At 51.2% G+C, this 24027-nt stretch carries 28 protein-coding genes; 10 read left to right on the top strand and 18 right to left on the bottom strand.

Going from position 1 to position 24027, the window contains the following annotated elements:
• The first annotated feature begins 115 nt into the window (after window positions 1-115).
• Window positions 116-1012, top strand: coding sequence for an HTH-type transcriptional activator IlvY (gene ilvY, locus ACQ66Q_RS11860; protein WP_430456997.1), 897 nt, complete (start codon window positions 116-118; stop codon window positions 1010-1012).
• Here ilvY and ACQ66Q_RS11855 read toward each other — a convergent pair.
• Genes ACQ66Q_RS11855 through ACQ66Q_RS11845 form a run of 3 tightly spaced genes read right to left on the bottom strand, consistent with a single transcriptional unit; the run spans window position 986 to window position 5452 of the window.
• Window positions 986-3397 (bottom strand): FtsX-like permease family protein, encoded by a 2412-nt coding sequence (locus ACQ66Q_RS11855; RefSeq protein WP_430456996.1) that lies wholly within the window; start codon window positions 3395-3397, stop codon window positions 986-988. The two genes, ilvY and ACQ66Q_RS11855, sit on opposite strands and share 27 nt — an antisense overlap.
• Window positions 3397-4197 carry an ABC transporter ATP-binding protein gene (locus ACQ66Q_RS11850; protein ID WP_430456995.1) on the bottom strand — a complete coding sequence of 267 codons (801 nt, stop codon included), beginning with the start codon at window positions 4195-4197 and terminating at the stop codon, window positions 3397-3399. Before ACQ66Q_RS11850 ends, ACQ66Q_RS11855 begins: the two co-directional genes overlap by 1 nt.
• Window positions 4190-5452, bottom strand: coding sequence for an efflux RND transporter periplasmic adaptor subunit (locus ACQ66Q_RS11845; RefSeq protein WP_430456994.1), 1263 nt, complete (start codon window positions 5450-5452; stop codon window positions 4190-4192). Before ACQ66Q_RS11845 ends, ACQ66Q_RS11850 begins: the two co-directional genes overlap by 8 nt.
• Before the next feature lie 309 nt (window positions 5453-5761).
• On the opposite strand from ACQ66Q_RS11845, the gene ACQ66Q_RS11840 reads away from it, so the two are divergent.
• Window positions 5762-5956: a hypothetical protein gene (locus ACQ66Q_RS11840; protein ID WP_430456993.1), complete on the top strand. Its 195-nt coding sequence runs from the start codon at window positions 5762-5764 to the stop codon at window positions 5954-5956.
• A gap of 64 nt (window positions 5957-6020) precedes the next feature.
• Here ACQ66Q_RS11840 and ACQ66Q_RS11835 read toward each other — a convergent pair whose 3' ends face one another.
• The 8 genes from ACQ66Q_RS11835 to zapE form a co-directional block, all read right to left on the bottom strand.
• Window positions 6021-6464, bottom strand: a complete 444-nt coding sequence (locus ACQ66Q_RS11835; RefSeq protein ID WP_430456992.1) for a ClpXP protease specificity-enhancing factor — start codon at window positions 6462-6464, stop codon at window positions 6021-6023.
• Window positions 6465-6475: 11 nt separating this feature from the next.
• A complete protein-coding gene (gene sspA, locus ACQ66Q_RS11830) occupies window positions 6476-7111 on the bottom strand; it encodes a stringent starvation protein SspA (RefSeq protein WP_430456991.1) in 636 nt (211 codons plus the stop codon).
• A gap of 60 nt (window positions 7112-7171) precedes the next feature.
• Window positions 7172-7912, bottom strand: a complete 741-nt coding sequence (locus tag ACQ66Q_RS11825) for a cytochrome c1 (RefSeq protein ID WP_430456990.1) — start codon at window positions 7910-7912, stop codon at window positions 7172-7174.
• Entirely contained in the window at window positions 7912-9186 is a 1275-nt protein-coding gene (locus tag ACQ66Q_RS11820) for a cytochrome b (protein WP_430456989.1), read from the bottom strand. Before ACQ66Q_RS11820 ends, ACQ66Q_RS11825 begins: the two co-directional genes overlap by 1 nt.
• Window positions 9186-9776, bottom strand: coding sequence for a ubiquinol-cytochrome c reductase iron-sulfur subunit (gene petA / locus ACQ66Q_RS11815; RefSeq protein WP_208932830.1), 591 nt, complete (start codon window positions 9774-9776; stop codon window positions 9186-9188). Before petA ends, ACQ66Q_RS11820 begins: the two co-directional genes overlap by 1 nt.
• A gap of 382 nt (window positions 9777-10158) precedes the next feature.
• Entirely contained in the window at window positions 10159-10551 is a 393-nt protein-coding gene (gene rpsI / locus ACQ66Q_RS11810) for a 30S ribosomal protein S9 (RefSeq protein ID WP_208932831.1), read from the bottom strand.
• Between the two features lie 13 nt (window positions 10552-10564).
• Entirely contained in the window at window positions 10565-10993 is a 429-nt protein-coding gene (rplM, locus tag ACQ66Q_RS11805; RefSeq protein ID WP_208932832.1) for a 50S ribosomal protein L13, read from the bottom strand.
• A 197-nt stretch (window positions 10994-11190) separates the two neighbouring features.
• Window positions 11191-12285, bottom strand: coding sequence for a cell division protein ZapE (gene zapE, locus ACQ66Q_RS11800; protein ID WP_430456988.1), 1095 nt, complete (start codon window positions 12283-12285; stop codon window positions 11191-11193).
• Between the two features lie 121 nt (window positions 12286-12406).
• Between zapE and ACQ66Q_RS11795 the strand changes: the two genes are divergently transcribed.
• From ACQ66Q_RS11795 to degS, 3 genes are all read left to right on the top strand, one after another.
• Window positions 12407-12856 (top strand): YhcB family protein, encoded by a 450-nt coding sequence (locus tag ACQ66Q_RS11795; RefSeq protein ID WP_430456987.1) that lies wholly within the window; start codon window positions 12407-12409, stop codon window positions 12854-12856.
• A 58-nt stretch (window positions 12857-12914) separates the two neighbouring features.
• Window positions 12915-14276 (top strand): Do family serine endopeptidase, encoded by a 1362-nt coding sequence (locus ACQ66Q_RS11790; RefSeq protein WP_430456986.1) that lies wholly within the window; start codon window positions 12915-12917, stop codon window positions 14274-14276.
• Between the two features lie 179 nt (window positions 14277-14455).
• Entirely contained in the window at window positions 14456-15541 is a 1086-nt protein-coding gene (degS, locus tag ACQ66Q_RS11785) for an outer membrane-stress sensor serine endopeptidase DegS (RefSeq protein ID WP_430456985.1), read from the top strand.
• A gap of 63 nt (window positions 15542-15604) precedes the next feature.
• On the opposite strand, the gene murA is transcribed toward degS, so the two are convergent.
• The 7 genes from murA to mlaF form a co-directional block, all read right to left on the bottom strand.
• Window positions 15605-16867 (bottom strand): UDP-N-acetylglucosamine 1-carboxyvinyltransferase, encoded by a 1263-nt coding sequence (gene murA, locus ACQ66Q_RS11780; protein ID WP_430456984.1) that lies wholly within the window; start codon window positions 16865-16867, stop codon window positions 15605-15607.
• A gap of 6 nt (window positions 16868-16873) precedes the next feature.
• On the bottom strand, window positions 16874-17131 hold the full coding sequence (locus ACQ66Q_RS11775) for a BolA family protein (RefSeq protein WP_208932836.1): 258 nt from the start codon (window positions 17129-17131) through the stop codon (window positions 16874-16876).
• A gap of 120 nt (window positions 17132-17251) precedes the next feature.
• Complete coding sequence (locus ACQ66Q_RS11770; RefSeq protein ID WP_430456983.1) at window positions 17252-17542, bottom strand: STAS domain-containing protein; 291 nt, start codon at window positions 17540-17542, stop codon at window positions 17252-17254.
• Window positions 17535-18206, bottom strand: a complete 672-nt coding sequence (locus ACQ66Q_RS11765; protein ID WP_430456982.1) for an MlaC/ttg2D family ABC transporter substrate-binding protein — start codon at window positions 18204-18206, stop codon at window positions 17535-17537. Before ACQ66Q_RS11765 ends, ACQ66Q_RS11770 begins: the two co-directional genes overlap by 8 nt.
• Window positions 18203-18670: an outer membrane lipid asymmetry maintenance protein MlaD gene (gene mlaD, locus ACQ66Q_RS11760; protein ID WP_430456981.1), complete on the bottom strand. Its 468-nt coding sequence runs from the start codon at window positions 18668-18670 to the stop codon at window positions 18203-18205. The genes ACQ66Q_RS11765 and mlaD overlap by 4 nt, the downstream gene beginning before the upstream one ends.
• 3 nt (window positions 18671-18673) lie before the next feature.
• The gene (mlaE, locus tag ACQ66Q_RS11755) at window positions 18674-19453 is read right to left on the bottom strand and encodes a lipid asymmetry maintenance ABC transporter permease subunit MlaE (RefSeq protein WP_430456980.1); all 780 of its coding nucleotides are present in this window, start codon (window positions 19451-19453) and stop codon (window positions 18674-18676) included.
• Complete coding sequence (gene mlaF, locus ACQ66Q_RS11750) at window positions 19453-20268, bottom strand: phospholipid ABC transporter ATP-binding protein MlaF (RefSeq protein ID WP_430458553.1); 816 nt, start codon at window positions 20266-20268, stop codon at window positions 19453-19455. The genes mlaE and mlaF overlap by 1 nt, the downstream gene beginning before the upstream one ends.
• Window positions 20269-20743: 475 nt before the next feature.
• Between mlaF and ACQ66Q_RS11745 the strand changes: the two genes are divergently transcribed.
• The 5 genes from ACQ66Q_RS11745 to lptB are packed head-to-tail and all read left to right on the top strand — an operon-like array spanning window position 20744 to window position 24025.
• Window positions 20744-21712, top strand: coding sequence for a KpsF/GutQ family sugar-phosphate isomerase (locus tag ACQ66Q_RS11745; protein ID WP_430456979.1), 969 nt, complete (start codon window positions 20744-20746; stop codon window positions 21710-21712).
• Complete coding sequence (kdsC, locus tag ACQ66Q_RS11740; protein ID WP_430456978.1) at window positions 21712-22269, top strand: 3-deoxy-manno-octulosonate-8-phosphatase KdsC; 558 nt, start codon at window positions 21712-21714, stop codon at window positions 22267-22269. Before ACQ66Q_RS11745 ends, kdsC begins: the two co-directional genes overlap by 1 nt.
• Window positions 22266-22823, top strand: coding sequence for an LPS export ABC transporter periplasmic protein LptC (gene lptC / locus ACQ66Q_RS11735; protein ID WP_430456977.1), 558 nt, complete (start codon window positions 22266-22268; stop codon window positions 22821-22823). The genes kdsC and lptC overlap by 4 nt, the downstream gene beginning before the upstream one ends.
• Window positions 22810-23298 carry a lipopolysaccharide transport periplasmic protein LptA gene (gene lptA / locus ACQ66Q_RS11730; RefSeq protein WP_377244865.1) on the top strand — a complete coding sequence of 163 codons (489 nt, stop codon included), beginning with the start codon at window positions 22810-22812 and terminating at the stop codon, window positions 23296-23298. Before lptC ends, lptA begins: the two co-directional genes overlap by 14 nt.
• A gap of 1 nt (window position 23299) precedes the next feature.
• On the top strand, window positions 23300-24025 hold the full coding sequence (lptB, locus tag ACQ66Q_RS11725) for an LPS export ABC transporter ATP-binding protein (RefSeq protein WP_430456976.1): 726 nt from the start codon (window positions 23300-23302) through the stop codon (window positions 24023-24025).
• Window positions 24026-24027 lie beyond the last annotated feature (2 nt).

Genomic DNA, 24027 nt, shown 5'->3' with positions numbered 1-24027 from the left:
AACAACGCTCTGTGCGCTGTTTTGATAAAGCCAGCATAAGACACTGGTCTCATTGCGTGAAGTGATATATTCTCAAAACAGTATTTCACTTTTTGCAATTAAGAATAAGCATCTGATGGATATCCGTAGCGCTCAGCTTTACCTGCACCTGGCCAGCAGCCTGAACTTCACTAAAACCAGCGAACAGCTATATGTGTCGCCGTCGACGCTGACGCGGATTATTCAGCGGCTGGAAGAAGATTTAGGCGTGCAGTTATTTAGCCGCGACAAAAGGTCAGTGCGGCTGACGCCGGCCGGCGTGCGCTTTGTGCAGTTTGTGAAACAATATCTGGCCGACTGGCATCAGCTGCAGGTCGATTTGTCGTTAACCTCTGACGCGCTGCAAGGCGAGATCCGACTGTTTTGTACAGTGACCGCCAGCTACAGCCATTTACCGGCGATCCTGGATAAATTCCGGGTACTGTGCCCCAAAGCAGAAATCAGCCTGACTACCGGCGATGCGGCGTTGGCGCTGGAGAAAGTGAAAAACGACGAAGCGGATATTGCTTTGGCGGTGTATCCACCAAATTTACCGCTGAATATCGCTTTTGCCAGCATCGCTAAACTACCGCTACAGCTGATTGCACCGGTGATCCCCTGTAAAGTCAATGATTTACTCAACGAAACGGCGATGGACTGGGACAAGATCCCGCTGATAGTGCCGGAACATGGCCCGGCGCGTAGCCGCCTCGATGCCTGGTTAAAACAGCAAGGCATCACGCCGAATATTGTCGCCAAAGTGGAAGGCCACGAAGCGATGGTCAGTATGGTGGCGCTTGGTACTGGCGTGGCGATAGCGCCTGATCCGGTGGTGCAACACAGCCCGGTGCGCGACCGGGTGCGCGTGCTGGCGCTCGATTACCAGTTTGCCCCTTTTGATTTGGGCATCTGTATGCAATCCAAACGCCTGCACGAACCGCTGATGCGAGCGTTCTGGCAAGTCGCCTCAGGTGGCCCTGCCCTGCAGCAATAAGGCGATTGGTTTTTGCAACAAGCGCAGCGCCGGTAACACTGTGGCAAGCAACACCAGGCCCAGCAGCAATGCAAGCGCCGGTAACACAGCGTTGTGCTGAAATACCGACGCCCCCAGTTTGCCACTGAGCCAGGGCGAAAGCCCCCACAACAACAAAGCACATGCCGGTACACTGAATAGTAATAACCCCAGCTGATGGCCACATAACCGGCTGATTAACCCTGGCACTGTGGCGCCAACCGCCAGCTTGGTTGCCAGCACACTTTGCTCTAACAGCAGCTGGGTTTTCAGCTGATAATACAAACTTAACGCGGCGAGCAGGCTAATCACCCCGGCTAACAGCATAGAGATGCGGGCAAAAATCCAATAAGGTTCATTCATTTGTTCCAGTTGAGTGGCCAAAGTGCCCCGGTAGCTGATGTCTAAATCCTGACCTTGTCGGTCGGCCCAGTCTTCCAGCGCTGTGGTTACCTCATCGACCAGTTTTGGGTTTGTGATGAGGGTAAGAACATCATGCGGACCCCAGCCGTTGACTTTCAGCTGGGTGTACATCATCGGCATTGAAGTCGCAGCAACCCCACGATGCGGCAGGTTTTGAATGACCCCACGGATTTGTGTCTGCACGGCAAATGGGGCTAAGTAGCTCAAAGTCGTGCCAGGTAAATCCGCATAGGTCTGGCCCGGCTCCAGCAAACGGTCGGCCAGCGCTCGGTTAATCACAATGCCTTCACTGTCTGTTTCGGCAGTACCTGCAATGACATCGGCACCGATAAATTGCAGATAATTGCTGCTCATTTCAGTACTGTGGACAAACAGCTCCAGTGTGTGACCGTTGACTGTGGTGCTAAGTTTACGTTCCACCGGCTCCGTGAACTCGCTGGCAAACGCCAGCTGTGCTGCTGAATACTGACCAAACTCACCGCGTTGCAACGCTGCATCCGGGTGAATTCCGGGATTAAGCCGCAGCCTGATCTCCTCGAATGGCAACCAGCGGCTGATGGTGTTTTCCTGCTGCAGCAATTGAAACTGTAACGACAACGCCAGCACCAGCGCCAGACCGGCAAAACTCAGTTGCAGTACCTGCTGCGCCAGCGCCAGCCGTTGCTGTAACACATTGCGCTGCGCCTGACGATTGCGGAACATCCGGGCACGGCGTAACAGCCACAGCAGGGGCAACTGGCTGCACAGCAGCAAAAATACAGTAAGCCCCAACACGGCAACGGCGGCATAGCCCCAATCAAACGGCACCCCAGCACTGCCAAAATATTGCTGATACACCTTGAGCCCGGCAAGCAGCCCAGCGCCCTGCCAATACAACAACCCACCTATGGCCAAAGCCGCGCACCAAAGTGGTAACTGCTCCAGCGCCAGCTGCCGGCTTAACTGCAGGCTGCGGGCACCCAACACCTGGCGCATCCCCATTTCATGCTGGCGTTGTACCAGCTGACCTATCAGGCAAAACACCAGGTTGATAGCGACCACGGCGCCGCATAACAACGTCAGACAAGACAGTAACCAGAATTGCTGCAATAAGTCAGCGCGTTGCTCCGGAAACAGCTCAATCCCAGGAATAATGTCAGCCTGATGTTTATCTTCAATCATTTTAAAAGCTTGCAGACCCAGCCATTCAACCGGTGTCGCATCGTAGTTCTTGGCTAGCGCAGTGAGATCCGCTCCCGTTTTATGCTGAATAAAACCAATACTATCAGGAAGGTTTTCAGTCATCGCTAATGCTTCAGGGCCAGGGCCTTTGCTGGTGTCATGGTCCTCATCAATGTCCAATAAAGGCAAAAACCGGTCCTCCCAGGGTAACCACAAACCCGGTCGTTTCTCACTAAAGCGGTCCAGCGCCGGCGGTAATACCGCTGCAATCACATAACGTTTGTCATTTTCACGGACTAATACATCTAAGCCTTGAACTTCCGGCTTACCCAATAACTGCCAGAGCCAATGACTCAGGTACACCGGCTGCGCCTGCCCTGCTTCCGGCCGGGTAAAAGGCGCTTGCATCCCCAACACTTCTGGCAGATTTTCGCTGTAATACACCAGCTTAGTGCGGTCGATATTCTGTTCGGCAATCCGCAGCTCGCTGCTCTCAAACTGAGCTATAGCCAGCGCATTCACTTCAGGTTGCCGCTTTAACCGGTATAACTCCGCATTGCTTACGGGTTGATAACGGCCTTGCGGGTCGGTGCGGTGCACAGTCGCCACCAAGTCTGCCGGCTGCGCCCAGCCCGGCAATGGTGTTCGCAGCTGTGGCCCTAATTGCAGCAGTAACAACAATAAAGCACTGAAACAACCTAAGCCGAGCGCCAGCAAACTCCATTGCAGGCGCTGGCCACGCCATAAGCGCCAGCTAAACTTCAGCGTGAACAGCAAATGCATTAGCTGGCCCTCTGCTCGGTCGCTGCTGTAGTCATTGACTTAGGCTCTGGCGCAACAGTAGTTGGCTCTGTCGCTGTAACCGGCTTTGATGCTGTTACGACAAACTGGCCATCGGTCAGATACAAACGGCGCTGTGCCCTGGCGGCCAGCTGCGGGTCATGCGTCACCATCAGCACGGTTGCGCCATTCTGGTGCAATTTAGCCAGCAGGTTCATCACAATCTCGGCACTTTGCGAATCCAGGTTCCCGGTCGGTTCATCCGCCAATAACAAGCTCGGGTTAGTGATTAGCGCCCGTGCTATCGCCGCCCGTTGTTGCTGACCGCCGGACAACTGCTCCGGATAAGCATCCAGCTTGTCGGAAAGCTCCACTTGTGCCAGCACTTGCGCTGCGCGGCTGCGGTAGTCGGCTGCTTTGACACCGGCTAAATAACGCAGCGGTAAACTGACATTCTCCGCCACTGTCATGCTGCTAATCAGGTTAAAGTTTTGAAAAATCCAGCCAATATGGCGGTTACGCAGCACACTATGCTGATAAGCCGACAAACCCGGCACCGACTGGCCAAGCAGCAAATACTCACCGGCTGAAAAGCTATCAAGCAAGCCGATAATGGATAACAACGTCGATTTACCACTGCCGGAGCGGCCTTCAATCGCAACAAACTCGCCGCGTGTCACCTGAAAATCCAGTGCCTGTAGCACCGGCAGTTGTAGCTTGCCCTGAGTAAACACCTTAGACGCCTGCCGGATGTCGATGAGGGTTTCCGCCTGATGGGTTGGTGTTTTATTGGCTTCAGCCATTGAGATCCTCCGGTGCAATCACTTCGTTGTTTAACAGCGCCGCCGGCACCTGCAATAGAATTTGTTCACCGGCTTTGACACCGTCTAACAGCTGCATTTGTTTGTTGGTCAGGCTGCCGATCAGCACTTCACGTCGCTGGTACTGCGCTGAAGACGCATCCCAGACAAACAGCGCCTGACGTTGTTGTGGTTTTTGAATATAAGAAGCGCGGTCACTGAGCAGGGTTTGTTCTTGTGTCCCGACATTGATATCTGCCTTCACTTCAATATTGGCGCGGGCGGTATCCGGTAGCTCACTTAATAAAGCCACATCGACCCGTAAAAAGTTATCCACCACATTCGGCGACACCCAGCTGACTTCACCGAGCATGGGTTTGCCTTTGATATTCAGCGTCACCGCCTGACCGGGTTTGACTAAAGCCGCATCGACCGCGCCAATTTTTAACTCTGCTAACAATTGCCCCGGCTCAGCCACTTGCCCCAAAGCTTGCCCTGCTACCACCTGACTACCAGGTTTTAAGCTTTCATCCAGCGCAATCAGCTGGCCGCTGATATCGCTGCTGACGGCCAACGCCTGCACATCCTGCTTTGCGATATCCCGTTGTTTTTCTGCGCGTTGCCGGTTGAGTTCAGCTGCCGCCAGCCGGTTTTGGCTCGAACTGGCAAAGCCTTTAAGTTTCTCTTCGGCCAGCAGTACTTTTTGTTTGGCCTGAGTCAGCAATGCTTCGCTTTGGGCAAAATCCAGCGCTGAAACAATTTGCTGGCGAAACAGCTCTTGTTTTGCGGCCAGTTGGGTTTGCAACAGCTGTTGCTCGGCCTGAGCCAGCCGTAAATCATGCCGCAGTTGTAACTGCTCTTGTTCCAGCTGCTGCTGCAGCAATAAAAATTCGGCCTGCTGTGCTTGTAATGCCAGCTCCTGCTCTTCCAGCTGGCGCTGTAATTTTGGATTCACCAGCTGCAAAATCGGCTGCCCAGCCTCGAGCATAGCGCCGGGTCTTTGCGCCAGCTGCAACACCCGGCCTTCGGTCATCGCAATCAGGCTTTGCACTTTTTGCGGGACTAAAACGCCGAAAGCGCTGATTTGATTGTCCAGTGTCCCCTGCTGTATCCGGCTTGTCTGCTGCTGTAATGATGCAGGTGAGGCAGAAAAGAAACCGGATATCAGCATGCCCAGCGCTAAGGTAACCAGAGTTATCACGCCAAGGATTACTTTAGGTTGTTGCCAGAAAGGGAAACGATCAGTGGGGATATGCATCAGCAACACGTCCTGTGTGAAAAGTCTGCCAAAATCAGGGCAGATAACTTCATATTGATAACTCGAAATGTAATATTTTTGTTTCTGCAGTTCAACAACTGTTGCAACAGCGCAAATTCAGCCTAAATAAAATCGACTTGAAAAACCTGATGAAACATTGATATCGGTTGGTAATAGCGTCTGTGCGACCTTGCTGGTGCGTTGCGTTCCCGTAAGAGATTTACCCAACCTTTACCTGCCTTTTCACCTGATTGACATGTTAATCACTACACTCAGTCCGTAAATAACCAACACGATAAAGGACCTGAGATGCAAAAGTTTACGGGTGCGGTGATAAGAGTCTGGCTGACGGGCTTAATCGCGATGGTGGTGCTGTCAGGCTGTGTAGTACATCCGGCGCATCACCGGCACGTGGTAGTGGCAAAACCGGTGACGAAGACCGTGGTAGTGAAACCTGTGGTGGTGAAAAAACCGGTCGTCGTGCGAAAAGTCGTCGTGCATTAATTTTACCGGGCCATAAAATAGAAAAGCCGCATAATGCGGCTTTTTGGTTTTACTCAGGCAATGTCTATTTCACTACCCGCAAATGACTACCTTTTTTCGGTTTGTCATCATCCGGACCAGGTTCCGGGCTGTCACTGGCTGCGACTTCTTCAACGTCAGTGTCCGCGTCATCCAGCTCATCTTCCTGCCATTCTTCTTCCGGCGTGAACATAGTGCCGGCGCCGTTTTCACGGGCATAGATCGCCAGCACTGAACGCTGCGGAATATACAGCGCAAAGGGATTACCGCTAAACCGGGCATTAAAAGTCACTGCATCATTACCCAGCAATAAATTGCCAATAGCTCCCGGGCTGATATTCAGCACGATTTGACCATCTTTGACATGCTGCAATGGCACTTTCACGCCAGGCATAGTGGCATCAACGACCAGATAAGGCGTGCAGTTGTTGTCGACAATCCATTCGTAAAAAGCACGTAACAGATAAGGCCGGTTTGGAGTCATTTGCATGATGAATTCTCTTAATACATACCGGGATGAATGCGGCGCTCTGCTTCAGTCAAGGACTGTTGGAAGGCATCGCGCTCGAACATCCGCAGCATATAATTTTTAATTGGTTTACTGCCAGGACCGGACAACTCAATGCCAAGCAGTGGCAGGCGCCATAACAGCGCTGACAGGTATACGTCCTGTAAGCTGAATTCGTCACTCATAAAAAACGGTGAGTCAGCAAAAATCGGCGCGGTCGACAGCAGACTTTCACGTAAATCGTGCCGGGCATCCGCCGCACCGGGTGCATCGGCCAGAATTTTATTAGCAAGACCATACCAGTCGCGTTTGATGCGATACATCATCAGCCGGGTCTGGCCACGCGCGACCGGATAGACCGGCAATAATGGCGGATGCGGAAAACGCTCGTCCAGATATTCCATAATGATATCGGCCTGATACAGCGCCAAATCCCGGTCAATCAGGGTGGGCAAACTACCATATGGATTCACTTCATACACATCTTCCGGCAGGTTGCCGGGATGCACGACCAGAATATCTGCGCTGATGCCTTTTTCGGCCAGCACCATTCGCACGTGATGGCTGTCCATCTCGGCTGCGGCACTGAACAAAGTCATTGTATTACGTCTGCTGGCGTTGCTCGCCATGGCTTCCTCCGAAAAAGGCAAAGGGGCCTTGCGGCCCCTTATACTGACAGCGCGTGGCGCTTAATGAACGTCTTTCCAGTATTCTTTCTTCAGCAAGAATGCCAACACAAAGAAAATAAACAGGAAGATCATCACTTTAATACCCAGACTATGGGATTCAAGTTTTGAAGGCTCGCCAGTGTACTCCAGATAGTTCACCAGATCAGCTACAGCACGGTCATATTCTTCCGGGCTGAGTTCACCTGAACCATCGGCGACAATACCGACATAAACTTCTTTCGACTCACCATCGACCATTTGTGTTTCGTGTTTTTTATGCGGGATACCCTGCAATTCCTGCAGCACATGCGGCATACCAACCAGTGGGAACACTTCGTTGTTCACGCCGAATGGACGCGTTGGATCGACGTAAAACGAACGCAGGTAGGTGTAGATCCAATCTGGACCGCGCACCCGGGCGACGTTGGTCAGATCCGGTGGCGGCGCACCAAACCATCTGGCCAAATCGGCTTTTGGCGTTGAGTTCTTAATGAAATCACCGACCTTATTTGCCGTAAACGCCAGCTCTTTCATCCCGACGTCATCCGGAATACCCAGATCACGGAACGTACGTGAATAACGCTGGTATTCCATCTGGTGGCAACCCAGACAGTAGTTCTGGAACATCTTAGCGCCGCGCTGCAATGATTCTTTGTCATGCAGGTTAATAGGTGCTTTGTCCAGGTGGACAGCATGACCACCTGCAGCCAACACTGAAGCAGACGTCACCAGTGCCAGTACTGAGAATAACTTTTTCAGCATTATGACAACCTCACAGGCAATGGTTTGGTTTTTTCGTTTTTGCTGTACCACCACAGCAAGCCGAAGAAGCCGAAGTAAGCAACGGAAGCAATTTGTGCATAAAGCGTGTAAGTCGGCGTTGCTGGTAATACACCCAGAACCCCTAACACGATAAAGCTAATCACAAAGTTAACCAGATTCAGTTTGTGCAGTGTTGAGCGATAGCGCACTGAACGCACTTTACAGCGGTCTAACCACGGCAACAGTGCCAGCAGAATGATGGCGGCGAACATCAGGATCGCGCCCCACAACTGGTCAGGAATCGCCCGCAAAATGGCATAGAATGGCGTGAAGTACCAAACCGGAGCAATGTGATCTGGTGTTTTCATCGGATTCGCCGGTTCAAAGTTCGGTGCTTCCAGCAGATAACCACCGCCTTCCGGTGCAAAGAAAATCACTGCACAGAAAATAATCAGGAATCCCACCACGCCAACGATATCCTTCACCGTGTAATACGGGTGGAATGGGATCGCATCGACGATGATTTTCTTACCACCTTTGGTGAAATACTCATGGAAGGTGAATTTTTCTGAGACGTTATTCTCAAACTTCTGCCCTTCGTTTGGTACTTTCACATCGATACCATCTGGGTTATTTGAACCCACTTCATGCAATGCGATGATGTGCAAGAACACCAGAATAACCAGAACCAGTGGCAGCGCAATGACGTGTAACGCGAAGAAACGGTTCAGTGTCGCGCCGGAAATGACGTAGTCACCACGGATCCACAGGGTTAAATCATCACCAATCCCCGGAATAACACCGAAGATAGAAATAATAACCTGAGCACCCCAGAACGACATCTGACCCCACGGCAGTAAGTAGCCCATGAAAGCTTCAGCCATCAGCACGACAAAGATCAGCATACCGAAAATCCACAGCAGCTCACGTGGTTTCTGGTAAGAGCCGTACATCATGCCGCGGAACATGTGCAGATACACGACAACAAAAAAGGCAGAAGCACCGGTTGAGTGCATATATCGCAGCAGCCAGCCGTAGTCGACATCACGCATGATGTATTCAACAGAAGCAAAAGCGCGTTCAGCAGAAGGCTCGAAATTCATCGTTAACCAGATGCCGGTGACAATCTGATTTACCAGTACCAGCATCGCTAACGAACCGAAGAAGTACCAGAAATTGAAGTTTTTTGGTGCTGGGTACTGCATCACATGGAGATTCATCTTCTCCATAAATGGCATACGGTACTCAATCCAACTCATGAAATTTTTAAACATCAGGCAGTCCCCTCGTCAACACCGATAACCAGCGTCGTGTCATCAGTGAACATATATGGTGGGATCATCAGGTTTTTTGGCGCAGGAACGCCGGAAAACACCCGACCAGCCATGTCATACGTGGAGCCGTGACATGGGCAGAAGAAACCAGATGCGATCCCTTCAACATGGGCATCAAAATCAGCCATCTTATAAGTTGGCGAGCAGCCCAGGTGGGTACAAATACCGACCGCGACAAACACTTCTGGCTTTTTCGAGCGATGCTGGTTCTTCGCATAAGCCGGCTGCTGTTCTTCATCAGAATTCGGATCCCGCAGCTGACCTTCAACGGCCGCCAGACTTTTTAACATATCAGGTGTACGGTTCACGACCCACACCGGTTTACCGCGCCATTCCACCCGAATTAACTGACCTGGCTCGAGTTTGCCGATATTCGCAGTAACAGGCGCACCGGCTTGTTTTGCTTTCTCACTCGGATTCCAGGACGCAATAAAGGGAACGGCTGCTCCAACAGCACCAACACCACCTACAACAGAGGTCGCGATGGTCAGGAAGCGACGGCGACCATGATCAACTGGCGCATTGCTCATCCACTCATCTCCACGTTTACGCTTAAAACTTAAACAGTTTAAGCGGCTGAATTACAGCGATTATTATAAGTTGCAAAATACGGCGGATCATAATGAAAAGCCCTGCCTGTTACAAGGATTTACACTGATTCTATGCGACCAGCTGCAGTTTTTTTTCGCAATTTTTTGATCCCGGACAATGTGGGCAACAGACTGAATTTGCTTTACAAATTACTAACGATAACCAGCAGCGCATCTGAGCAGATTTTGCTCCTTAATCACCATAGCTGTTTTATGCCGGACGCAAACAAGTATTACCGGACTTTGTCGAATTGCCAGAGTGCCGGACATTGTTTCAGACGAAAAAAAACCCGGCAGAAGCCGGGTTTTTCGGGAAAACGAATTAACGTTTTGAGTACTGTGGGCGCTTACGCGCTTTGTGCAGACCGACTTTCTTACGTTCTACTTTACGAGCGTCGCGGGTTACGAAACCAGCTTTACGCAGCGCAGGACGCAGAGACTCGTCAAATTCCATCAGTGCACGGGTGATACCGTGACGGATAGCACCAGCTTGACCAGAAATACCACCACCTTTTACAGTGATGTACATGTCAAACTTGCCAACCATTTCAACTAACTCTAATGGTTGCATAACAACCATACGAGCAGTTTCACGACCGAAGTATTCAGTGATAGTGCGTTGGTTGATAACGATGTTACCAGCACCCGCTTTCAGGAATACACGTGCAGTAGAGGTCTTACGACGACCAGTACCGTAATATTGATTCTGTGCCATGTCTATGCTCCCGTTAGATGTCTAAAACTTGTGGTTGCTGGGCAGCGTGCTGATGCTCGGCGCCTGCATACACTTTTAACTTACGGAACATAGCGCGACCCAGTGGACCTTTTGGCAGCATGCCTTTGATCGCGGTCTCCAGTACCATCTCAGGTTTTTTATCCAGCAGCTTTTCAAAGTTAATTTCTTTGATGCCACCTGGGAAACCAGAGTGAGAATAGTACATTTTGTTTTTCGCTTTGTTACCAGTTACAGTCACTTTGTCAGCGTTAACTACGATGATGTAGTCGCCGGTGTCAACGTGTGGCGTGTATTCTGGCTTGTGCTTGCCGCGCAGACGGCTAGCGATTTCAGTTGACAGACGACCCAGGGTTTTACCTGCGGCATCAACAACGAACCAGTCGCGTGTTACGCTTTCTGGTTTAGCAGTAAAAGTTTTCATCAAAAACTACCCAAAAATAAATATGTTACACCTTACACAACCTACTCAGGCTGCGTCGTTTATCGTACCCCTTCGAGTACTGCAAACTGCCAGGCTACGGCAGAATCAGGCTGTAACGTGGGCCGGCGGCGGATTATAAAGGAAGGCTGCACAAAAAACAGCTATTTTGTGCAGATTTTTTCGATCGAATCAGTGTTTTACGGCAAATGAGCCAATGCCAGATAATCCTGTGACTGCATTTCCTGCAGACGGCTCAGGCAGCGCCTGAACTCAAACGACAGGATTCCTTGCGTATATAACTGCTCCATCGGCAACTCAGCGGAGATGATCAGCTTCACTTTACGCTCATAAAACTCATCGACCAGTGCAATAAAACGCCGGGCCACATCATCGTTGCCCTGCCCCATCTGCTTCACGCCGCTGAGCAGCAGCGTATGGTAGATTTTTGATAGTTCCATGTAGTCGTACTGACTGCGCATCGTCTCGCACAACTCACTGAATTCAAACCAGATGATGCCATCAGCTTCACGGCGGTAATTCAGTTTCCGGCTGGCAATGTCAATTTGGCCATCCTGCTGACGCGGCTCAACCGACAGGGCCAGAAAATATTGCTGCAAATTCTGTTCTGCTTTTTCATCGAGCGGCGCGTGATAAATTTCAGCCTGCTGCAAAGTACGAAGCCGGTAATCAATACCACTGTCAACATTGACTACATCGGTATGTTGTTTAATCAAAGCAATCGCTGGCAAAAACCGGGCGCGCTGCAAACCGTTGCGATATAAGCCATCCGGCTCAATGTTCGATGTCGCTACCAGCGTAATGCCACGGGCAAACAAGGCCTGCATCAGCGTGCCGAGGATCATCGCATCGGTGATATCTGACACAAAAAACTCATCAAAACAGATGATATCCACATCACGTTTAAAGTGGTCGGCGACTTTTTCTAATGGATTTGACTCACCGGCCAGCGCTTTCAGTTCGTCATGTACTTTGTGCATAAAACGGTGAAAATGCACACGCAGTTTGCGATCACCGGGTAAGCATTCAAAAAATGTATCAACCAGATAGGTCTTGCCGCGGCCGACACCACCCCAGAAATACAAACCTTTGAGCGGGCTTACATCCGCTTTTTTTCCAAGTAACTTATTGAAAATCGATGTGCTTTTTGGCTTCCGGCTAACAAAATCGTCATACAGGCGTTGCAGTTGCAACACGGCATGTTGCTGAGCAGCATCAAACTGAAAATCGGGGCGCTGTAAATCAAGCTGATATTTTTGCTGTGGCGTCATCATACAATGCAGTGCGGGCGCAGGTTCTGGCCGGGAAAAGTTAGCGCTTATAGTAACATGCCTTACCACTACCGATAAGAAGATCGGTTACACTTGGCAGTAAATCGTAGTTTCAGGAGTTGTTATGTTGATATCTTCCATTCTTTGGCTGATTGCCGGTTTAGTGATTGGTGCTGCAGCAGCCCGTTTTTACAGTGTCCGGCAATTTAATCAGAACAAACTGCAGGTTGAACTCGAAGAGAGTAAAACCCAGCTGCAAAATTATCGCACAGAAGTGTCCGACCATCTGGAAACGACGCAACGGTTGATGAGTCAGTTGCAAGACAACTACGAACAGATCGTCCGCCATATGGCCAGTACCAAGATGACGCTGGTCGACAAAGCCCCGGTTCAACGCCCAACGCATTTGAATTATTTGTCGACGGATACAGCGGAACACATTCGTAAATCGCTTGGACAAATCGATGAACGCCGACGCAAACAAGTGTCACATGCACAACAACCACTTGATTATGCGGGTCATTCCAGCGGGTTGATGAAAACCTTCCCAACTGAAAAAAATTCAGGAAACTGAAACTTTTTAAAAATGCACCGGTCTTCAGAGGCAGTTACCCGATGGAGACAAGTGCGTTATGAATATGAAGTTATCCTTTGTCACCGCAAGTATTCTTGCAGTTTTTCTGTTAGCCCAACCAAGCCCTGCAGCGGCAAAACTCCCTTTCTTCGGTGCCGAAGCCGGCACCGAAATGCCAAGCCTGGCACCTATGCTCGACAAAGTGACCCCTGCCGTCGTCAACATTAACGTCGCAGGCAACCGGGAAGTGCGTCAGCGTGTGCCGGATGCGTTCCAACAGTTTTTTGGTCAAGGCGAAATGCGCCGCTCTCAGCCGTTCCGCGGCTTGGGTTCGGGTGTGATCATTGATGCAGCCAAAGGTTATGTGGTTACCAACTCTCATGTGATTAATCAAGCCGATGAAATTCAGGTCACCTTAAAAGATGGCCGGACTTTTGATGCAAAAAAAATCGGTGAAGACCCGGACAGCGATATCGCGCTGTTACAAATCAAAGCCGACAACCTGACCGCGATCACGGTCTCGGATTCTGACACGCTGCGGGTCGGTGATTTTACGGTTGCTATTGGCAACCCGTTTGGTTTAGGCCAAACCGTCACATCCGGTATCGTCAGCGCGCTTGGCCGCGGTGGTCTTGATATTGAAAAATATGAAGATTTCATCCAGACCGATGCAGCGATCAACAGCGGTAACTCAGGTGGTGCACTGGTCAACTTAAAAGGTGAGCTGATCGGCATTAACACCGCCATTCTGGGACCAAACGGCGGCAATATCGGTATCGGTTTTGCCATTCCATCGACGATGATGAAAAACCTCGTTAATCAAATCATCGAATTTGGTGAAGTAAAACGTGGTGTGCTCGGTATTGAAGGCTATGACTTGAACGCTGAGCTGGCCAAAAATATGAACGTGAAAACCAACAAAGGTGTCTTCGTCCGGATGGTTACACCCGATTCAGGGGCGGAAAAAGCTGGCGTAAAAGCCGGCGACACTATCGTCAGCCTCAATGGCAAACCGATCCAGGGTATGTCAGAACTGCGTGCTAAAGTAGGTACACTCGGCATCGGTAAATCAGTGAAGCTGGGAATTCTGCGCGAAGATAAACAAGTCTCACTCGACGTGAAATTATCTGCCGCGGATCAGGCCAATGTCACCGCAGAAAATCTGCATGAAATGCTGGCTGGCGCCAACTTTGCCAACGGTAAAACGCCAGACGGCGAAGCTGGCGTTGTCATCACTGAAGTTGCCGACGGCTCACCGGCGGCACGTCTCGGTCTCAGTAAAAATGATGTCATTATCGGTATCGGCAGAACACGAATTGAAAATATCACCCAACTCAGGTCCGTACTGGAACAGGCGCGTGGTGTGATTGCTCTGCAAATTCAACGAGATAACACTGTGTTCTATACATTGATCCGTTAATTCGAACCATCAGATAAAGCCGGGGCAACCCGGCTTTTTTATTGCGCTCGTAGCAGACTCTGGTCAGTTTCAATTTGATTTCGACAAGCCCAATTTCATGATCAGTAACGTTTTTTCTGCTGCAGCTTTACAGGCATCAATGCTATGCTGAAGCATTACTGAGTTCAGATACAACCGTCGTGACTAATTTCCTGCTGCTGATTTTTAAGAGCGTGGCCTATGGGCTGGCACTTGCGCTGCTTTACCTGTTGCTCGCCCCGTCCGGGCAATTGCAGCTTGCTCATCTGCTGCAACCTGCGGAATCCGAGCCAGCCGCCATATCCTACGCCAGAGCGGTCCGTGCCGCTGCACCTGCAGTGGTCAATGTTTATACGCGCAGTACGCAATTGGACGAGCGTTCGTATGAACGCCGCGTGATCCAGAATCAGTCGCTTGGTTCGGGGGTGATCATGCGCAGCGATGGTTATATCGTGACCAACTACCATGTCGTACACGGCGCAGATCAAATCGTCGTAGCGTTGCAGGATGGCCGGCAGTTGGATGCCTTGCTGATCGGCCAGGATCAAATGACCGACCTTGCTGTGCTGAAGGTAGAAGCAGAAGATCTACCCGTCATTCCACAAAATCCTGAGCTGGCACCCCAAGTCGGCGATTTGGTACTTGCGATTGGTAACCCATTGAATTTGGGCCAATCAATCACTCAAGGCATCATCAGTGCAACTGGCCGGGCTGGCCTGAGTACCAATTCTTACACTGATTTTATGCAGATGGACGCAGCCATCAATGAAGGCAACTCCGGTGGCGCGCTGGTCAACAGCAATGGCGTATTGGTCGGCATCAATACCGCCGCCTTTCAGCGTCAGCGCAATCTGGAAGTTCAGGGAATATTCTTTGCGGTGCCCTACAAACTGGCCGCCACCGTGATGCAAAAACTGATTAAACACGGACGCGTCGTGCGTGGAGCGCTCGGGATGAATGGCATTCCGGTCGTCAATGCCGCCGGCGAGCGCCAGGTATCAACCGGCCAGCCATTTTATGGCGTGCTGATCGATCAGGTTGAGCCCTTTGGCCCTGCCGATACTGCCGGCGTGCAGCAAGGCGACATTTTGTTGCAGGTCGACAATAAAGCGCTGACGAGTGTCGGTCAGGCGTTGGACATCGTCGCCGAAACCGAACCCGGCTCAGAGATTGATTTATTACTGGAGCGGCAAGGCCAGAAAGTCACGCTCAAATGCCGGATTGGCTTGCGGCCAGAAGCGGAATGATCCGAAATAGAAAACGCCCGCGGCTGCGGACGTTTTTTATCGTGTTTAACACAGCGAGCGCTATTAAGCCGGCGCGTTGATCCGCGTGATCTCTGCACCTAATTTCTGTAATTTAAACTCTATCTGCTCGTAACCGCGGTCAATATGATAAATGCGGTCAACAACAGTGTCGCCTTGCGCGACCAGACCGGCAATCACCAGGCTGGCTGAAGCGCGCAGATCGGTCGCCATCACTTGTGCGGCGTTCAGCTGTGGCGTGTGTTGGCATACAGCCGTATTGCCTTCCAGCTGGATCAGCGCGCCCATCCGCTGCAATTCCGGCACATGCATAAAACGATTTTCAAAGATGGTCTCGGTGACCACACCGACACCACTTGCCACCACGTTCAGCACCGTGAACTGCGCCTGCATATCAGTCGGAAAACCCGGATGTGGCACTGTTTTCACGTTCACCGAGTTTAAGCTGCGTCCGGTCATATTCAGGCGGATCCAATCGGCACCTGTGGTGACTTCAGCACCGGCTTCCCGCAATTTTTCCATCACGACTTCAAGTTCAGCCGGATCGGTATTGGTACAGGTTACATCCCCGCCAGTCACCGCCGCTGCGACCAGAAAAGTACCGGTTTCAATCCGGTCCGGCAGTACTTTATGGTTGGCACCAACCAATGACGGCACCCCTTCAATCCGGATTGTCGCACTGCCAGCGCCGCTGATTTTTGCACCTAAAGCAATCAAATAATTAGCTAAATCAACCACTTCAGGCTCACGGGCGGCGTTTTCGATAATGGTCACACCATCAGCCAATGTCGCAGCCATCAACAGGTTTTCAGTGCCGGTGACACTGACCATGTCCATCACCAGGTGCGCGCCTTTCAAGCGGTCAACCCGTGCTTTGATATAGCCATTCTCAACAACAATCTGTGCACCCATTTTGCGCAAGCCATCGATGTGCAGATTAACCGGACGCGCGCCGATCGCGCAGCCACCCGGTAACGATACTTCGGCATAACCAAACCGGGCTAACAACGGCCCTAACGCCAGAATAGATGCGCGCATCGTGCGCACCAGCTCGTAAGGTGCGACCTGGCTGGTGATGTTGGTCGCGTCGACGGTCACCCGATCGGCTTCACGTACAACGACGGCGCCAAACATCCGCAGCAATTTAAACGTGGTGTCGATATCTTTTAACGCAGGCACATTGCTGATCACTGACGGCTGTTCAGCCAACAGAGTTGCGAACAGGATCGGTAATGCGGCGTTTTTAGCACCGGAAATGGATACTTCGCCTTGCAGGCGGGCGCCGCCTTTGACTAAAAATTGTTGCATCTTTGCTTACACCGGCGGGTTAAGAAGTTTTTCACGACGCCATTGGGTTGGCGTGAAGGCTTTAATTTGCAGGGCATGAATACTGCCATTCGCGATATCGCTCATCAGCGGTGCGTATACCAGCTGCTGTTGTTTCACCCGGCTCAAGCCGTCAAAACAATCGCCCACGGCCGTGACGGAGTAATGACTGCCATCAGTTTTCACATACACTTCAGCCAGTTGCAGCTGCTCAAGCAACCGCTGTTCAATCTCTTTACAATCCATCTGGATACCCTTGTGCCACAGTGTGGTGATTTGCGAGCATCCGTAAACCGGACAATCGCCAAAAATAAAACCCGGCATACGGGAGCCGGGTTGTCATTATATCCTGCCTCGGAGTGCTTTTCAGCTCTCTGTCGGTAAAAGGCTTAATACATCGCTGACCGCAGCCAGTGAATGCAATTGTGCCGGCATGCCACGCAAAGTAACCTGCAGAGATTTTGCTTTGGCTTGCGACAACACCTGAATAAGCCAGGCCAGGCCTGCCGTATCAACATGCTTCAAAGCGGCAAGGTCAAACACGGCATTGCCCTGCATACTCTGCAGCGGTTTAAATGGCCAGAACTGCACAACGGTGTTGCGATCCAGCTCGCCGCTGAATACCAGCACTTGCTGTTCCTGACGGATCTCAAGCATTTTTCGCTTTCTCAGGCGCTTTAATCGGTGCTTTGGCTTTTTCTTCTAACTGCGCAGCCACGCTGACCAGGCCTTGCTGACGGATCAGGCTGCCCAGTTCAGAACGCTTACTATCCAGCAAAGAAATACCTTCGGCGACCATATCAAAGACCAACCAGTTGGTCGCACCTTTGACGCGACGCAGTTTAAATTCGATTTTGATATCCGGTTTGCCAGGGTCGATCACCCGGGTTTTGATCGTGATAATTTTCTTTTGTGCTTCAATCGGCTGACCAGGCTCAATCATCACTTGCTGATCGCGATACTGGGTAAATACACCGGCATAAGTTCCAACCATGTAGTTCTGGAAGGCGCCGACAAATGTATTAAAATCTTCCTTCGGCACTGTATTCAGTTTGACTGCGTTGCCAATGACATAACCGGCAGCGTAACGGCTGTCGATATAAGGCACCAGTTCTTCTGTCACGATCGTACGCAGAATTTCCGGATCCTTTTTGATGTCAGCCTGTTGCCGGGCAATACGTTGGAAGGTTTTATCTGCCAGCACTTCCATCATTTTGTATGGGTCGTCATATTTCGGCACTGCAGCGTCTGCCGCCTGAGCCTGCGAAAACGCCAGCAGCGCAGTCGCCGCCAGCAATACTTTGAATAATGCTTTCATCATTGATTCCCACGATTGAATAAGAACTGGCCAATGAGCTCTTCCAGCACAATGGCGGATTTAGTGTCTTCGATGTAGTCACCGTTTTTCAGAATTTCAACGTTCTCATCGACAAAACCTGGCTGTAACCCGATGTATTGTTCACCCAGCAGCCCTGAGGTCAGGATCGCCAGCGAGCTGGTTTCCGGAAAATTGTTATAACTGCTGTTGATCTCCAGCGTCACCACCGGCTGGAATGACTCCGGGTCTAACTGAATTGACGCGACCCGTCCTACCACAACACCACCCACTTTGACCGGTGAACGCGCTTTCAGCCCGCCAATATTTTCAAACTTGGCCAATAACTGATAACTCTGATCCGAACCGGCGACACCGGTATTGGCCACTTTCAGTGCCAATAACAACAACGCTGCGATCGCCAGTGCGACAAAAAAACCTACAAATAACTCTAATTTACGTGATGCCATTTCTCATCCACCAAACATGACAGCGGTTAATACAAAATCAAAACCCAGTACAGCCAGTGAGGCTGTCACCACAGTCTGAGTCGTTGCCTGACTGATCCCTTCCGACGTTGGGACCGCATCAAAACCTTTGTGCAGCGCAATCACGGTCACCACAAAGGCAAACACGATACTTTTGATCACGCCATTCACCACATCCTGCTGGAAATCCACATTAGCCTGCATCGCAGACCAGTAACCACCACCATCGACCCCCAGCCAGTCGACACCGACCAGATGGCCACCCAGAATCCCAACCGCATTAAAAATCAACGCCAGTAACGGCATACTGATGACGCCCGCCCAGAACCGCGGTGCGATCACACGACGCAGCGGATCTACGGCCATCATTTCCATACTCGACAACTGCTCAGTGGCTTTCATCAGACCAATCTCTGCGGTCAGCGCACTGCCGGCCCGACCGGCAAACAACAATGCAGTCACGACCGGCCCCAGCTCGCGCAACAGACTCAATGCCACCAAAGGCCCTAACATCTGTTCGGCACCAAACTTCGCCAGAACGGTATAGCCCTGCAGCGCCAGTACCATGCCAATAAACAGGCCGGACACCAGAATGATCAGCAAAGACAATACGCCGACCACATAAATCTGTTTCATATACAGATGCCAATTCTTCAGCGGCCGTGGCCGCCCCCATAAGGCCCCAAACAACATCAGGGTTGCCCGGCCAAGGCCCTGCAACGTACCCAGTGTATTGGCACCTAACTGCTGGATTTGCTTCAGCATCAGCGGCTTAACTCCATTAATTCAGTAGCATAATCGGCTGCTTTAAAGTGGAACGGCACAGGCCCGTCCGCTTGTCCCTGCAGGAATTGCTGCACCAACGGTGATTCGTGTTGGCGTAACTGTTCAGGGGTGCCATGACCAATGACACGGCGTTCCGCCACCACGTAAACGTAGTCCGCGATACTCATCACTTCGGCGACGTCGTGCGACACGACAATCGAAGTCAGCCCCAGCGCATCGTTCAGCGATCGGATCAACCGGACTATCACACCCATGGAAATTGGGTCCTGCCCGGCAAATGGCTCATCGTACATAATTAATTGCGGATCGAGCGCAATGGCGCGGGCCAGCGCTGCGCGGCGGGCCATCCCACCAGATAGTTCGGCTGGCATTAAATCCCGGGCGCCGCGTAACCCAACCGCTTCGAGCTTCATCAGCACCATAGTGCGGATAATCGCTTCCGGCAGCCGGGTATGTTCGCGAATAGGAAATGCGACGTTGTCGAACACCGACATCTCGGTAAACAACGCACCACTTTGGAACAACATGCTCATTTTTTTACGGGCCTGATACAGCTCCTGCCGGCTGAGCGAGGGAATATCAGCCCCTTCAAACAGGATTTTGCCGCTATCTGGCTTTAACTGACCGCCAATCAGGCGCAGCAGCGTCGTTTTACCGATGCCGCTTGGCCCCATGATCGCGGTGACTTTGCCACGCTGAAATTGCATGCTCATGTCATCGTAGATGACACGTTCGCCGCGGCGGAAAGTCAAATTTTGAATATCAACCAATGGTTTATCCAAACCAAACTCCATTCGTTTCTCGCTATGCACATTCCTGACCGGAGTGCTGATTCCGGTCCCTGCACTGGCAGGCGGGAAAAAACGGCGCAATATACGGGGCCTGACAGTACTATGCAAGGCAAATGCCTAATTAATCACCGCATTTTAACCGCATTCACCGCCGGCGTCGCTCTGAAAAATTGTAATCATCAGTTGCAGAAATTCGAACTGTTGGCGTTTACCTGACCCATCACTTGTATAGAAGTCGCTCTAACCACTTCGCAGCGCTGAAAAGCAGTCGCAACACCGGGCATTGGTGCCTGCAAACGGCCATCAGTTCAGGTTTTTTTGCAATTACCGGACAGAAACTGGAAAATGCTGCGTCATCAACGCCTGCTTTCAGTGTGAAGCTGATTGCATTTGCTTATAATTCGCATTTTGCCGGCGTTAACTGAATATCAGCTTAATAGAACGGTGATATCAGGCACAAAAGGGCTGGAGGATTGGGGTGAGCACGAATTTTTGCGAGACCGCCACGCGGGTGCTGGATATTGAGGCCAAGGCAATCACTGGTCTTAAAAAATATATTAATCAAGACTTTAACGACGCCTGCCAATTGTTCTTTAATACTAAGGGCAGGGTCGTCGTCAGTGGCATGGGCAAATCCGGCCATATTGGTAATAAAATTGCCGCCACGCTGGCATCCACCGGTACGCCGGCCTTTTTTGTTCATCCGGGCGAAGCCAGTCACGGCGATCTCGGCATGATCACGCCATCCGATGTAGTTCTGGCACTATCTAATTCCGGTGAAACCGAAGAAATTCTGAAGTTGTTACCGGTGCTAAAACGCCTGGGTATTGCGATTGTCGCAATGACCGGTAATCCGGACTCCACACTGGCGAAGCTGGCTGATATTCATTTATGTGCCCGCGTCGAACAGGAAGCCTGTCCGCTTGGTCTGGCTCCAACCGCCAGCACCACCGCTGCGCTGGCATTGGGCGATGCCATCGCCGTCGCCTTGCTGGACGCCCGTGGCTTTTCCGCCGATGATTTTGCCCTGTCCCATCCGGGCGGCAGTCTTGGCCGCCGTTTGTTATTACGCATCAGTGATGTAATGCACGATGGCAGTCAAATTCCGCTGGTTGACGAACAGGCAACGATCTCAGCAGCGCTGCTGGAGATTTCCCGTAAAGGTCTCGGCATGACCGGTGTATTAAACGCGCAAGGTCAATTAGCCGGCATTTTTACCGATGGTGACCTGCGGCGGATCCTCGACCAGCGCATTGATATTCATCAGACGCTGATTGTCAGCGTGATGACGCGTAACTGTGTCACAATCCGGGCAGAGCTGCTGGCCGCTGAAGCGCTGAAGATTATGGAGCAAAAGAAAATTAATGCCCTGATGGTAGTTGATGCCAACAAAGTGCCGGTCGGCGCTTTGAACATGCATGATTTGTTGCGTGCAGGAGTACTCTGATGTCACTGGGTTATCGCGAACTCTATCAGCCTTTAAGTGCCGAAGCAGAAGAAAAAGCAAGCCAGATCAAACTGCTAATTTGTGACGTCGACGGGGTTTTTTCCGATGGCCGTATTTACCTCGGCAATGACGGCGAAGAACTAAAAGCGTTTCACACGCGTGATGGTTATGGCGTGAAAGCACTGCGCCAGGCAGGTATTGAAGTGGCGATTATTACCGGCCGACGCTCACTGATTGTCGAAAAACGCATGCAGGCTTTGACAGTGCAGCATATTTTTCAGGGACAAGAAGATAAAATGCCGGCATATCAACAATTAAAGCAGCAGCTGACGCTGGAAGATCAGCACATCGCCTACATCGGTGATGACTTATCCGACTGGGCCGTGATGCAACATGTGGGTCTGTCGGTCGCCGTCGCCGATGCACATCCGTTGTTGCGTCATCAGGCGAGCATGACAACCAGCTTGCCGGGTGGATTTGGCGCTGTACGTGAACTTTGTGACCTGTTATTACTCTCTCAGCACAAGTTTGGGAATTTCTCAGGAAGCAGCACATGATCAGGCAATTGCTCTGGTTATTTCTGGTACTCACCGGCGCCACAGTGTTATACAGCTGGATTGAAGCGGCTAATGAGCCAAAGCAAAAACCAGTGGAGCGTGAACTGGTGCCGGATTTTGTTGCCTACCAGCTGACCCGGCGTAGTTTTGACAAAGACGGCAATTTGTCTGGCCAGGTCAAGGCTGCCCAGATGGCACATTTTGAACAGCTGGGTCAGATCCAGTTTGAACAACCGGCCTACACGCTGTATGAAGATCGGCAGCCACGCTGGCAAATCAGCAGTGCTCAGGGCGTGTTTTATCAGGATAACAAAGTGATCCTGGAGCAAAATGTTCAGGTCGACAACCTGCATCCTGACGAAATGTTCAAACAAATTCAGACCGAACAGCTGGAAATGCTGCTCGATACGCAAATGCTGCAAACCGACCATCCGGTACTGGTGTTGGGCCAGAGTTTTCAAATCCATGGTCAGGGTCTGCAAGCCGATTTAGCCGCGCAGAAATTGCGCCTGTTCAAGCATCAGGGGACGGTATATCAACATGAAAATCAATAAGCTGGGTTGTTTGTGCCTGCTGTTAATCAGTATGACGGCTGCGACAAAAACAACCGATTTCAGCGAACCTATTGAAGTAAACGCTGACCGGAACGAAGCCAGCCTGAAACAGCAAATGCTGGTCTATTCAGGCAATGTCATCGTCAAACAAGGCACGTTATTGATTAAAGCTGAAAAGCTGACAGTCGATCGCTCCGCCGGTGAAGGCAAAGAAGTCTTCATCGCTGTCGGGCAACCTGCGGTGTACTCACAAGTGCTGGATGGCGACAAACCGATCCAGGCCAGTGCTGAAGAAATTCGTTATGCGATGGCAACCCGGGTGCTGACACTCACCGGGAAAGCGGAGATCACACAAAGTGGCAGCCTGGTACGCAGCGCCAAAATTGAATATGACCTGCTAAAACAACAACTCAGTGCTGAAGGTGAAAAAGGCAAAGAGCGGGTCACAACTATCTTTACCTCTGAAGGAAAATAGGGTGAAAAAGCTTGTTGCTGCGCACCTGGCGAAGAGTTACAAAGGCCGCCAGGTAGTCAAAGATGTCAGCCTTGAAGTAGGTGCTGGCCAAATTGTCGGGTTATTAGGTCCAAATGGCGCCGGTAAGACCACCACATTTTATATGATTGTTGGTCTGGTGCCGTCTGACAAAGGCCAAATCACTTTGGGCGGTCAGGACATCACTTTTGACCCGATCCACGCCCGCGCCCGCCAGGGGATCGGTTATCTGCCACAGGAAAGCTCGATTTTCCGCAAACTAACAGTGTTTGAGAATCTGATGGCGATCTTGCAGATACGCAAAGATCTGACCGAAGATCAGCGCGAACAAACGGCCGACGAGCTGTTGGATGAGTTTAATATCACCCATATCCGGAACAGCCTGGGCATGAGCTTGTCCGGTGGCGAACGGCGTCGGGTTGAAATCGCCCGCGCTTTGGCTGCCAATCCGGCATTCATTCTGCTGGACGAGCCATTTGCCGGTGTGGACCCAATTTCAGTGCTCGACATCAAAAAAATCATCCAGCACCTGCGTAATCGCGGCATCGGCGTATTAATTACCGACCATAATGTCCGCGAGACCCTTGATGTTTGTGAGATCGCCTATATCGTCAGTCATGGGGAGTTGATCGCCTCTGGTACACCGGCTGAGGTATTAGCCAACCAGCAAGTCAGAGATGTATACCTCGGTGATCAATTCAGGCTATAGTT

Origin of the sequence: Rheinheimera sp. (assembly GCF_965283995.1) — a bacterium.
Classification (GTDB): Bacteria; Pseudomonadota; Gammaproteobacteria; order Enterobacterales; family Alteromonadaceae; genus Pararheinheimera.
The sequence above is the reverse complement of the archived record's forward strand: the minus strand, read 5'-3'. Positions and strand labels throughout refer to the sequence as shown.

Bases quoted from the DNA above. Each gene is read 5' to 3' on its own strand.
- lptC (WP_430456977.1), top strand. From the start codon at position 22,266: ATGATCAGGCAATTGCTCTGGTTATTTCTGGTACTCACCGGCGCCACA.
- ACQ66Q_RS11775 (WP_208932836.1), bottom strand. From the start codon at position 17,131: ATGGATTGTAAAGAGATTGAACAGCGGTTGCTTGAGCAGCTGCAACTG.
- ACQ66Q_RS11820 (WP_430456989.1), bottom strand. From the start codon at position 9,186: ATGTTTAAAAATTTCATGAGTTGGATTGAGTACCGTATGCCATTTATG.
- ACQ66Q_RS11765 (WP_430456982.1), bottom strand. From the start codon at position 18,206: ATGATGAAAGCATTATTCAAAGTATTGCTGGCGGCGACTGCGCTGCTG.
- zapE (WP_430456988.1), bottom strand. From the start codon at position 12,285: ATGATGACGCCACAGCAAAAATATCAGCTTGATTTACAGCGCCCCGAT.
- ACQ66Q_RS11825 (WP_430456990.1), bottom strand. From the start codon at position 7,912: ATGCTGAAAAAGTTATTCTCAGTACTGGCACTGGTGACGTCTGCTTCA.
- mlaF (WP_430458553.1), bottom strand. From the start codon at position 20,268: ATGGAGTTTGGTTTGGATAAACCATTGGTTGATATTCAAAATTTGACT.
- mlaD (WP_430456981.1), bottom strand. From the start codon at position 18,670: ATGGCATCACGTAAATTAGAGTTATTTGTAGGTTTTTTTGTCGCACTG.
- ilvY (WP_430456997.1), top strand. From the start codon at position 116: ATGGATATCCGTAGCGCTCAGCTTTACCTGCACCTGGCCAGCAGCCTG.
- ACQ66Q_RS11855 (WP_430456996.1), bottom strand. From the start codon at position 3,397: ATGCATTTGCTGTTCACGCTGAAGTTTAGCTGGCGCTTATGGCGTGGC.
- ACQ66Q_RS11790 (WP_430456986.1), top strand. From the start codon at position 12,915: ATGAATATGAAGTTATCCTTTGTCACCGCAAGTATTCTTGCAGTTTTT.
- ACQ66Q_RS11850 (WP_430456995.1), bottom strand. From the start codon at position 4,197: ATGGCTGAAGCCAATAAAACACCAACCCATCAGGCGGAAACCCTCATC.
- rpsI (WP_208932831.1), bottom strand. From the start codon at position 10,551: ATGGCACAGAATCAATATTACGGTACTGGTCGTCGTAAGACCTCTACT.
- rplM (WP_208932832.1), bottom strand. From the start codon at position 10,993: ATGAAAACTTTTACTGCTAAACCAGAAAGCGTAACACGCGACTGGTTC.
- lptA (WP_377244865.1), top strand. From the start codon at position 22,810: ATGAAAATCAATAAGCTGGGTTGTTTGTGCCTGCTGTTAATCAGTATG.
- ACQ66Q_RS11770 (WP_430456983.1), bottom strand. From the start codon at position 17,542: ATGCTTGAGATCCGTCAGGAACAGCAAGTGCTGGTATTCAGCGGCGAG.
- sspA (WP_430456991.1), bottom strand. From the start codon at position 7,111: ATGGCGAGCAACGCCAGCAGACGTAATACAATGACTTTGTTCAGTGCC.
- kdsC (WP_430456978.1), top strand. From the start codon at position 21,712: ATGTCACTGGGTTATCGCGAACTCTATCAGCCTTTAAGTGCCGAAGCA.
- ACQ66Q_RS11845 (WP_430456994.1), bottom strand. From the start codon at position 5,452: ATGCATATCCCCACTGATCGTTTCCCTTTCTGGCAACAACCTAAAGTA.
- ACQ66Q_RS11840 (WP_430456993.1), top strand. From the start codon at position 5,762: ATGCAAAAGTTTACGGGTGCGGTGATAAGAGTCTGGCTGACGGGCTTA.
- mlaE (WP_430456980.1), bottom strand. From the start codon at position 19,453: ATGCTGAAGCAAATCCAGCAGTTAGGTGCCAATACACTGGGTACGTTG.
- ACQ66Q_RS11795 (WP_430456987.1), top strand. From the start codon at position 12,407: ATGTTGATATCTTCCATTCTTTGGCTGATTGCCGGTTTAGTGATTGGT.
- ACQ66Q_RS11835 (WP_430456992.1), bottom strand. From the start codon at position 6,464: ATGCAAATGACTCCAAACCGGCCTTATCTGTTACGTGCTTTTTACGAA.
- murA (WP_430456984.1), bottom strand. From the start codon at position 16,867: ATGCAACAATTTTTAGTCAAAGGCGGCGCCCGCCTGCAAGGCGAAGTA.
- petA (WP_208932830.1), bottom strand. From the start codon at position 9,776: ATGAGCAATGCGCCAGTTGATCATGGTCGCCGTCGCTTCCTGACCATC.